Source organism: Streptococcus orisratti DSM 15617, assembly GCF_000380105.1.
Lineage (GTDB): Bacteria > Bacillota > Bacilli > Lactobacillales > Streptococcaceae > Streptococcus > Streptococcus orisratti.
On the sequence record NZ_KB904511.1, the window covers coordinates 1 to 7,032 of the forward strand.

General features: G+C 37.2%; 13 protein-coding genes and 1 pseudogene. 13 read left to right on the forward strand and 1 reads right to left on the reverse strand.

Annotated features, from left to right (window positions below; all coding sequences use genetic code 11):
* The 13 genes from A3I7_RS14340 to A3I7_RS0110665 form a co-directional block, all read left to right on the forward strand.
* On the forward strand, window positions 1–624 hold a 624-nt coding region (locus A3I7_RS14340; RefSeq protein ID WP_169333812.1), incomplete at its 5' end, for a hypothetical protein.
* Window positions 621–872, forward strand: a complete 252-nt coding sequence (locus A3I7_RS12880; RefSeq protein ID WP_018376739.1) for a hypothetical protein — start codon at window positions 621–623, stop codon at window positions 870–872. The genes A3I7_RS14340 and A3I7_RS12880, both read left to right, overlap by 4 nt.
* Window positions 873–1,583: 711 nt before the next feature.
* On the forward strand, window positions 1,584–2,009 hold the full coding sequence (locus A3I7_RS0110620; RefSeq protein ID WP_156812769.1) for a hypothetical protein: 426 nt from the start codon (window positions 1,584–1,586) through the stop codon (window positions 2,007–2,009).
* Between the two features lie 2 nt (window positions 2,010–2,011).
* A complete protein-coding gene (locus A3I7_RS0110625; RefSeq protein WP_018376742.1) occupies window positions 2,012–2,284 on the forward strand; it encodes a hypothetical protein in 273 nt (90 codons plus the stop codon).
* 91 nt (window positions 2,285–2,375) lie between these two features.
* The gene (locus A3I7_RS0110630) at window positions 2,376–3,083 is read left to right on the forward strand and encodes a DNA/RNA non-specific endonuclease (RefSeq protein WP_018376743.1); all 708 of its coding nucleotides are present in this window, start codon (window positions 2,376–2,378) and stop codon (window positions 3,081–3,083) included.
* A 9-nt stretch (window positions 3,084–3,092) separates the two neighbouring features.
* Complete coding sequence (locus A3I7_RS0110635) at window positions 3,093–3,545, forward strand: hypothetical protein (RefSeq protein WP_018376744.1); 453 nt, start codon at window positions 3,093–3,095, stop codon at window positions 3,543–3,545.
* Between the two features lie 137 nt (window positions 3,546–3,682).
* Window positions 3,683–3,856 carry a hypothetical protein gene (locus A3I7_RS14210; RefSeq protein ID WP_018376745.1) on the forward strand — a complete coding sequence of 58 codons (174 nt, stop codon included), beginning with the start codon at window positions 3,683–3,685 and terminating at the stop codon, window positions 3,854–3,856.
* Window positions 3,853–4,278 carry a hypothetical protein gene (locus A3I7_RS14655; RefSeq protein WP_018376746.1) on the forward strand — a complete coding sequence of 142 codons (426 nt, stop codon included), beginning with the start codon at window positions 3,853–3,855 and terminating at the stop codon, window positions 4,276–4,278. The genes A3I7_RS14210 and A3I7_RS14655 overlap by 4 nt, the downstream gene beginning before the upstream one ends.
* Entirely contained in the window at window positions 4,265–4,615 is a 351-nt protein-coding gene (locus tag A3I7_RS0110650) for a hypothetical protein (RefSeq protein WP_018376747.1), read from the forward strand. The genes A3I7_RS14655 and A3I7_RS0110650 overlap by 14 nt, the downstream gene beginning before the upstream one ends.
* Before the next feature lie 76 nt (window positions 4,616–4,691).
* Window positions 4,692–5,159, forward strand: a complete 468-nt coding sequence (locus A3I7_RS13445; protein WP_018376748.1) for a hypothetical protein — start codon at window positions 4,692–4,694, stop codon at window positions 5,157–5,159.
* Window positions 5,137–5,298: a hypothetical protein gene (locus A3I7_RS14215; RefSeq protein ID WP_018376749.1), complete on the forward strand. Its 162-nt coding sequence runs from the start codon at window positions 5,137–5,139 to the stop codon at window positions 5,296–5,298. The genes A3I7_RS13445 and A3I7_RS14215 overlap by 23 nt, the downstream gene beginning before the upstream one ends.
* Before the next feature lie 195 nt (window positions 5,299–5,493).
* Window positions 5,494–5,820, forward strand: a complete 327-nt coding sequence (locus A3I7_RS0110660) for a DUF7957 family protein (RefSeq protein WP_018376750.1) — start codon at window positions 5,494–5,496, stop codon at window positions 5,818–5,820.
* Window positions 5,821–5,899: 79 nt separating this feature from the next.
* Window positions 5,900–6,214, forward strand: coding sequence for a hypothetical protein (locus A3I7_RS0110665; protein WP_018376751.1), 315 nt, complete (start codon window positions 5,900–5,902; stop codon window positions 6,212–6,214).
* A 15-nt stretch (window positions 6,215–6,229) separates the two neighbouring features.
* On the opposite strand, the pseudogene A3I7_RS13300 reads toward A3I7_RS0110665, so the two are convergent.
* Window positions 6,230–7,032 (reverse strand): annotated as a pseudogene (locus A3I7_RS13300) (IS982 family transposase); the annotation flags it as partial.

Consider the following 7,032-nt stretch of genomic DNA (forward strand, 5'->3'; position numbering starts at 1 on the left):
GTGAAAAAGCTTCAAGAAGCCTTCCAAAATCTGGAGAATAAGACTGATATTAATGTCCCTAGTGATCCGCAATATTTAAAAGGTTTCACGGAGTGGGGAACACCCAACTATGATTGGCCGCCTAAACTTGGTTTTCAAGAGGAAACTATCCAAGGTATTATTCGTGAGTCGGGATTACCAGAGACATGGGACAGGTATGGCTATATGGGAGGAGGAAACTTTTCAGATGTACCAGCATCGGGTCCATATAGCTATAGTGAGCGCTCCATCCCATATCTTGAAAATCCAGATGCTTATCATACAGGTACATTTAATAGAGAGACTTACTTTGATAAGATTGATGCCATTAAAGATGGAAACTTGAATAAGCTGAATGGGATTCTTGAGAGTGAAGGAATAAATTCTATCACAGAAGGAAAATTCAACAGGCTAATATCTGATTATAATTATTTTCTTGACAACGCTGCTTCTCAGTTAAATATTAGCCCAAACGACATTACTTATGGTATTCATGGTAAGGCAGCTTCGTGGGGAGATATGTCTGGTGGAGCAGAGCAAATAGTCACTCCGTTTAATGGACAGACAATGAACGAACTTGGAATACAGAAAGAGGTATTTAAATGAATAGCATTGAATTTCAGACTAAAGTAGAGGCATTAAGAGATAAACTAGGTATATGGAATATAGCAATTAATAAAAAAAAATTAAGTCAATTTACTTTGGGGTATTATCTAGATAATAGCACTAAAACATACATAGTATACGAAGTGGATGAAAGGCAAAATTTCAGAAATTGGGGTGAATTTACTAGTGAGGACAATGCAGTGGCTGACCTGTATGATTTAATAAAGTATAGACTGTGGATTGATTAGTATTAAGAGCGAGAAGTGAGTATAAAGGTACTATTTACAAGCTATCAACCCAACAGGTAATAATGCTAAGTGGCATGCTCAACGATGTGGACAAACTGTCTGATGGCGCAAACCTTCTCCAAAGACTATCCAAGAGTACAGGCTTCGGGGATGACTTAACCGCAGCCAACCAGCTCAAAACCTTCAACCAAGGCCTTAAGGAATTTAGCCAAGCTGCCAAGGCCAGCCTTTCCAAAGAGGCTCTTGAAGATCTGGGAGAAAACCTTCGCAACCTGACTTTCCAAGTANCAAGTCAAGAATTCGCATTAGAGAGTGCAGGNACAACTGGAAAAATCAAGGGCATTGGAGAATTTNTTGACGAGGCAAAACTTAATGTCCANCGGTTCAGCACTAGCACTAGTGATGATGTGGCNAAGGTTGGGGAGCTTAGTGTTCCTAAAAAATTAGTAGGATATGATGACTACTCTAAATTTTCTTCAAAGGTTGCTCAGTCTGAGCTTAGTACCGAAGAAAAAGTGAAAAAGCTTCAAGAAGCCTTCCAAAATCTGGAGAATAAGACTGATATTAATGTCCCTAGTGATCCGCAATATTTAAAAGGTTTCACGGAGTGAGGAACACCCAACTATGATTGGCCGCCTAAACTTGGTTTTCAAGAGGAAACTATCCAAGGTATTACTCGTGAGTCGGGATTACCAGAGACATGGGACAGGTATGGCTATATGGGAGGCGGAAACTTTTCTGATGTCCCTCCAACTGCCCCCCTATACCTACAGCGAGCGCTCCATCCCTTATCTTGAAAATCCAGATGCCTACCACACCGGTACGTTTAACAAGAGTACCTACTTTAATAAAATTGATGCCATTAAAGATGGAAACTTGAATAAGCTAAATGGGATTCTTGAGAGTGAGGGGATAGAAGAGCTGACTCAATTAGAGTTTAGTGAATTCAGTAAAAAATACGTTGCTTTTCTTCAGAATACAAATTCTAGCATTGGAGGAAATATTAAAAATTATATATATGGAATTCATGGTAAAGCAGCGCCATGGGGTGATATGATTGGTGGGGCAGAACAAATTGTAACACCATTTAACGGACAAGATATGCTTGATTTAGGTATGATAATTCAAAGGAGATAAATATGGAGTTTAAAGACCAAGCTCAGGAATTACAACGACAATTACCACCACAAAGGCAGTTAGTTATTGGTAATACATCAATACCTCATGCTAAAGGTATCTATTTTGATAGTGCAATAAAAAAATGGTGCATTTATGAAAATGGTGAAAGAGGCGGAGCACCTGGAAATCAAGTAGTCTTATGGAAAGCAGATACTGAAAAAGAAATTCAGGAAATATTTATAGAATCAGTGAAATCTGAAATTAAAAGGTATCAGAAATCAAAAATACACTAAAAAGATATTCAATTTTTGGAAATCAGATATTTTCAGAGTGAGAAGAACGACTTGGACCCCAAAAATATGCAGTTTATTCTACGAAGAATATATGATTATAATTAAAGAATTTAGCCAAGCTGCCAAGGCCAGCCTTTCCAAAGAAGCCCTTGAAGATCTGGGAGAAAACCTTCGCAACCTGACTTTCCAAGTACCAAGTCAAGAATTCGCATTAGAGAGTGCAGGAACAACTGGAAAAATCAAGAGCGTGGGCGAGTTTCTTGACAATGCCAAAGTCAATGTCCAGCGGTTCAGTGCTAGCACTAGTGATGATGTGGCCAAGGTTGGTGGAAAGCTGGATGAGGTTATCCGAGATGGATCTCAGTTTGATGAACTTGGTAAATTAAAACCAAATGTGACCTATCAGACTGGAGAATTTGAATACCTTTATCAAACAGATGATTTGAGCCGTCTGACAGAATGGGATGCTAAAGAGCTTCAGTTAACCGCAAGGGATAAGCGTTTATCGCACAATCCAGATACCCCAGGAAAACTTCCTGGCGACCATGCTGGGCACTTGGCAGGAGATCGTTTTGGTGGATCACCTGAGCTGGATAACTTGGTTTCTCAGCTGAGCGATGTTAACCTGAGTAGCTATAAGAAAATTGAAAACCAATGGGCAAGAGCCCTAGAAGAAGGCAAAGATGTCTCAGTCAAGGTTAAAGTCAATTATGTTGGTGATTCCCTCAGACCGGATAGTTTTGATGTCGTTTATAAAATAGATGGTAAGCGGACTATTACAAATATACCGAATTGTTAGGAGGTTAATATGACATTTGAAGATGAATTTTCGGAAAAACAAAAAGATATGCTTTCATTGGCACTTGAATATTCTCACAAAGTTGGAACAGAAGTAGATAATATATATATATATGCTTCTTTTGAAACAATGTATGCTTTTGATATTTTTTACAAAACTCATGCTGGTAAAATTGAAATGCTACATCAACTTTCTGTGGAAAATCTATCTGAAGATCAATTAGATGCTCTAATTTTTTCAGTGTTAAAAATAGGGAATCAAGATTTACAGGAGATTCATTCTATTTGTAAAAAATATAATCAACCTATGCCTACTCAAATTAAACTTATTTATGACAATGTAAATGATAAAGTAAAAGGCACTTATTCTTATGAAACCTTTTATTCTGATTCAGATACTTTAACCCCAGACGATATTTTTAATCAATGGTATGAAGAAGTGAAGGCAGAAGTTGAAAAATAGTGGCTTTGGTCACTATTTTTATCATTTTTTAGGAGTTCTGCTATTTTTTTAAAATTCCTACTGCTGGGAATAGCCAAGCTGCTAAGGCCAGCCTTTCCAAAGAGGCCCTTGAAGAGCTGGGAGAAAATCTTCGCAACATGAGCTTCCAAGTATCAGGTCAAGAATTCGCATTAGAGAGTGCAGGGACAACTGGAAAAATCAAGAGCGTGGGCGAGTTTCTTGACAATGCCAAAGTCAATGTCCAACGTTTTGCGACCAGTTCTAGTGATGATGTGGGGCTACTGTTGCAAACTCACCGATTAAAGATATGACTCCTGAAGAATATGAATATTATCGAGTGAAAAGTATTGTTAATCCTGAGTCAGATACAATGACTTTGGGTAAATATAGACCGTCAATTGATGCAAATGGCAACCTTGATTGGTCAGTACCCGGGCCAGATTCATATACTGTGAGAGCAGGAGATACAACATATTTTAGTCTAGGTAGCGACTGGGATAAATTAACAGAAACTTATCATTTAGATAAGCAAGGGCGTCAGATGTTTGAGGCTTTTAATAAACCAGCTCTAGATGATGCAGTGACATCAGGAAAGAGTATAAGATTTTCTCATGATCCAAGGTTGAAAGAATATGAAGGTTCAGCATTGGATTGGGAATGGAGTTATTTGCGTAAGAAGTATGGATACAAGCGCTTAAAATTAACAGAAGGATATTGGTATGGAATTAAATAACATGGATATTTTAGCGATGGAACTTTGCGATAAAATTGAAGAAGTATTTGGTGATAAAGTCGAAACTATTACCGCTTATGACATTGTTGATCAACCCAATCACCATATGTTTAAGTTGAATTTTGTGGCTTATGATTATTTCTGGATTCAATGCAATTACGAGAATGATTACTTTGGTTTTTCTATTGTTTTAAATGATCAGTTTTCGGTGTCATTAAGTGAAGAGAAATATGCTTATAGTGAAATTCTGGATTGGGATAACTACTTAAGGAAAATAATGGCTAATATTGAACTTCGGATTCCAGATAAATTTTTAAAGGCTAAAGGTTGGATTTAAATTAAAATATCTCTGTCTTTACAGATTTAAGAAGCGATTAAAGGTTGCTCAGTCTGAGCTTAGTACCGAAGAAAAAGTGAAAAAGCTTCAAGAAGACTTCCAAAATCTGGAGAATAAGACTGATATTAATGTTCCAAGTGATCCGCAATATTTAAAAGGTTTCACGGAGTGGGGAGCACCCGACTATAATTGGCCGCCTAAACTTGGTTTTCAAGAGGAAACTATCCAAGGTATTACTCGTGAGTCGGGCTTACCAGAGACATGGGATCGCTATGGTCACATGGGTGGTGGGAATTTCTCAGATGTACCCGCATCAGGCCCCTATACCTACAGCGAGCGCTCCATCCCTTATCTTGAAAATCCAGATGCCTACCACACCGGTACGTTTAACAAGAGTACCTACTTTAATAAAATTGATGCCATTAAGGATGGGGATTTGAGTAAACTAAATAGTATTCTTGAGAGTGAGGGGATAAAATCTCTGTCTCGGAGAGAGTTTAGAGGCTTAGAAAAGCAGTATAGTGAATGTAGACTTAACATATGATGATGGTGAAACAATATCGTCACAATTTTTTGATGATTTTCAAATTGATATTGATGATATTGATGAGGATACAATAGAGAAAGCTGTTATATCGAAATCATCTAAAGATATGAAGACGTGGTTGGTTAACCTCGGCTGAAATTAAAAGTAAGTTTGCCCTACCTAGTGAGCCTAAATTTATTACTGATGTAGAAATTCCTAAAGGAACGAGTTTAAGGACTGGAATAGTAAATCCTCTAGAGGGATGGGGAAAAGGAGGTGGTATCCAATATGATTTAATTGGACAACGTACTGGAAAATTCAATAATGAAAGAATAATTGATGGAGTTGTAAAATGAAGTATAAAGAAAATACTATAACAATTGGTGATTTTAAAAGAAAATTTGATTTCAATATTAGAAAGGTAGTAGAAACGAGAGGTTACTTTGTCATATTGTTGTCAATACCATTCGATAATAATAGCATAGATAATATATATGGTATAAATGAATCTTCTTTAAAATTATGGCGAGTAGAAAGAAATAACGAATGGTCAGGCCTACCTTATGAAAATATGAACATAACCACTGATGGAAATATATTTGCAACAGACTTTTATGGTAGAGGTGTACTTATTGATAGTGAAAATGGTAGAATATTGGATCGTAAAATAACCAAATAAATAAGGTAGAGAAATTCAAATTGATAACAGTAAACTCTGCCCATTAACTATCCTCAAAGAAATGGAGAGATATATTTAAATGAGTAGCTTAAAGTTGATAGAAGAAAATATAAAAGCATGGATGCGCTTTTATGAAGATTCACAAGATCCTAGCCACATTATTATAGAGTGGGAGGATGCTTATGGTGGTCGACCACAAAAACCAGTTTCTAGAGCAGATTATGAAGCATACAGAAAAGGCGAGCGGTCAGCTTATGATATTGTTTTTAAAGCAAAAAATGGCTCCTGGCCAATGTCAATGGAAGAAAACGAAGAATACTATGAAGAAAATGGAATTAATGAACTTTTAGCTAAAATAAAGCAAAATGCTACTAAGCGATATAATAATAAATAATAAAAACCCCTGGTGCTAGTTAATTTCAAAATAGCGTAAATTATGAGCTAGAATAATTTGTTCAAGTCGTAACTGTAGTCCAGCTAGCCCTCTAGCTAATGTGTGTTCAATATCAAAAAGTCGACACAGTTCAGAAAAACGTGTTTCAATAGTTCGTCTCATGGCCATTACTTTCCAATTGTTATGTTCTTCGGCTCCTGTCATGTTTTTACGAAATGGCGTCCATAGATGGTAACCTTGTTTGTTCTAAGTCCTTCTTGAGTTCACTGCTCAGGTAGCCTAAATCACCTAGGATAACCGATTGCTTACACCCTTCTAATAGTTCATAAACCACCTTGATATCGTGGACAGAGGCTGGTGTGACAACATAGTTCAGAATATAACCTGATAAGGTCACCAGCATATGAACCTTGAAACCGTAGAACCAAAGATGTTTAGAGGCGTTGTAACCAATATCGGCTAATCCTTTAAAAATGGTAGCTCTGTGATTGCGAACAAGTTGGCAAAGTGGCAAAGGAAAACTATCTATAATGGCTAGCCTATCAGATGGAAGCATGTCACTCATAGCTTTTCGGATTAATTGGACTAGCCAGATCAATTGTCTAGACCGACGATTGAAACGACTTCGNTCTAGTAACTGACCACAAGGAAAGAGGGGGCAGATGGTGTAGAAATGGCGTTGTGATGTCATGCCTAGTTCAGCTTGTAACAAAAGCAAGACAAGGATTGATTCATCCGAAACTTTGACTAAGCCAACATTACGTCGATATTTGAAGGAATCTGGGCAATAATTTTGGTAGAAGTGATGACAAATTTGT

Excerpts from the sequence above, each read along its gene's own strand:
- A3I7_RS12880 (WP_018376739.1), top strand. The coding sequence starts at position 621 with ATGAATAGCATTGAATTTCAGACTAAAGTAGAGGCATTAAGAGATAAA.
- A3I7_RS0110620 (WP_156812769.1), top strand. The coding sequence starts at position 1,584 with ATGGCTATATGGGAGGCGGAAACTTTTCTGATGTCCCTCCAACTGCCC.
- A3I7_RS0110625 (WP_018376742.1), top strand. The coding sequence starts at position 2,012 with ATGGAGTTTAAAGACCAAGCTCAGGAATTACAACGACAATTACCACCA.
- A3I7_RS0110630 (WP_018376743.1), top strand. The coding sequence starts at position 2,376 with ATGATTATAATTAAAGAATTTAGCCAAGCTGCCAAGGCCAGCCTTTCC.
- A3I7_RS0110635 (WP_018376744.1), top strand. The coding sequence starts at position 3,093 with ATGACATTTGAAGATGAATTTTCGGAAAAACAAAAAGATATGCTTTCA.
- A3I7_RS14210 (WP_018376745.1), top strand. The coding sequence starts at position 3,683 with ATGAGCTTCCAAGTATCAGGTCAAGAATTCGCATTAGAGAGTGCAGGG.
- A3I7_RS14655 (WP_018376746.1), top strand. The coding sequence starts at position 3,853 with ATGACTCCTGAAGAATATGAATATTATCGAGTGAAAAGTATTGTTAAT.
- A3I7_RS0110650 (WP_018376747.1), top strand. The coding sequence starts at position 4,265 with ATGGAATTAAATAACATGGATATTTTAGCGATGGAACTTTGCGATAAA.
- A3I7_RS0110660 (WP_018376750.1), top strand. The coding sequence starts at position 5,494 with ATGAAGTATAAAGAAAATACTATAACAATTGGTGATTTTAAAAGAAAA.
- A3I7_RS0110665 (WP_018376751.1), top strand. The coding sequence starts at position 5,900 with ATGAGTAGCTTAAAGTTGATAGAAGAAAATATAAAAGCATGGATGCGC.